The following is a 1,734-nucleotide window of genomic DNA, read 5'->3' on the forward strand; positions in this document are numbered from 1 at the left end:
CTTGAGCGCCCTCCCGCGGCCGGCGAGGGCCGCGCCCTTTCTTTCTTCAGGTTCGGTCGGGGCATAGGGCCAAACCCCGAGACGACTTGGGGCGCCGGTTCGATTGCGGAGCGGGGGCGGTCGCCTTCCAATCACGCCGTGCCATTGAAGCGTGATCTGTCCCTCATCGTCGGCTTCGCCGCCAGCCTGTGGCTGACCGGAACGGCGAGTGGCGCGTGGGCGCAGGCCGCCCCCCCGACCGCCGCCCCCGCAGCCGCCCCCTCAGCCGCCCCCTCAGCCGCCGACGAGAGCGATGACGACAGCGTCGCGCCGGTCGAAGAGCGGGTGCGCAGGCTGCCCCTGTGGTCCGAGCAGGCGCGGGCGCGGGGCGTGATCCTGCCGCCGACCTTCGGCATCGGGGTGGTCGCGGTCCGTGACCGGCAGGGGGTGTTCGGCGACAGCCTGCTTGTGAGCGTCGCCAAGGGCGAACCGCCGCCGGCGGATGTCGAACTGGTCAGCGTCCCGTCCGTGTCCTTCGACAACGTCGGCAGCACCGACAGCCTGCAGGTGAAGGGCGACCTCTGGCTGCTGCCGTTCCTCAATCTGTTCGTCAGCCTGGGCAAGGTCGAGGGCGATATCGCCATCGACGTCGTCATCGACGTCGACGACCTGCTGGGGCCGCCGGTCTGCCGGCCCGCCGAGCCGTGCGGGATCAAGCATCTGTATTTCAACTCGCCGCTCGACAACACGATCGTCACCTTCGGCGGGACAGCGGCCTACGGCTCCGGGCGCTGGTTCGCGGCGGCGACATTGTCCCGAACCGTAAGCATCGCCGACAAGGACCGCTCCGATGTCTCCACGAGCAATTTCGGCGTCCGCCTCGGGCCCCGACTGCGGGTCGGCAACCGGTTCCAGGTCGACCCCTATGTCACCGTCAACTGGTTCAAGCTCGACACCCGGGTGCAGGGAACGACGGAGCTTCCCGGAGCCTTCCCGGACGGGGACGACCTCTCGGTGCGCTATGACGCCCATGTGAAGAACGTCGACGACTACAGCCTGGGCGTGGGCGTCAACGCCGGGCTGGACAGCGGCCTGGCGCTACAGGCCGAGTATGGCTACGCGCCGCATGGCGAGCGCTTCATTCTGTCAATCGTCCAGCGGTTCTAGGGAGCCATGTCGATGGTCGGCAAGACGGGCTGCGAAACTGGCGGGATCGGGGTTGAGGCGGCGCCCCGCCGGGGCCATCGCCTGACAGGCTTGAGTCTCTTCCTTCGACAGGGCCGCGCGACCCTCCGGGGATGCGGCTCGTCGCTCGCGGGCGGCGGGCTGATGCTTGTCTCGGTCCTGTCGGCCGGTCAGGCCGCGGCGCAGGCCGATGGAACGCCGCCGCAGGTCCCCGCCGACGCCGCGGTTCAGGCGCCGGGCTGGCGTCCTCACGACTTCAGCTTCATCCCCCTGCCGATCCCGATTTCCGATCCCGCCATCGGCGACGGCCTGGCCGTGGCGGCTGGCCTTCTCTACAAGGCCGGCGGCTCGGAGCGGCCCTGGACCAGCGGCGCGGGCGGTCTCTACACCGACAGCGAAAGCTGGGCGGCCCTGCTGTTCCAGAAGGCCTATATCGGGGCGGACCGTTTTCGCGTCCTGGGCGCCGCGGGCCTCGGCGAGTTCAATGTCGACTTCTACGGCATCGGGTCGGAGGCCGGATCGCGCGGCTTCGCCGTTCCCATCACCCAGGACGCGCGGTTCGGCGTCGCC

2 protein-coding genes are annotated in these 1,734 nt (G+C 69.9%); both read left to right on the forward strand.

Annotated features, from left to right (window positions below; translation table 11 throughout):
- Positions 1–138: 138 nt before the first annotated feature.
- A complete protein-coding gene (locus V6M42_RS14295) occupies positions 139–1,146 on the forward strand; it encodes an outer membrane beta-barrel protein (protein ID WP_332679126.1) in 1,008 nt (335 codons plus the stop codon).
- 162 nt (positions 1,147–1,308) lie between these two features.
- A partial coding sequence (locus V6M42_RS14300) for a hypothetical protein (protein ID WP_332679127.1) occupies positions 1,309–1,734 on the forward strand: 426 nt, incomplete at its 3' end.

It is taken from the genome of Brevundimonas sp., assembly GCF_036677305.1.
Taxonomy (GTDB): Bacteria; Pseudomonadota; Alphaproteobacteria; order Caulobacterales; family Caulobacteraceae; genus Brevundimonas.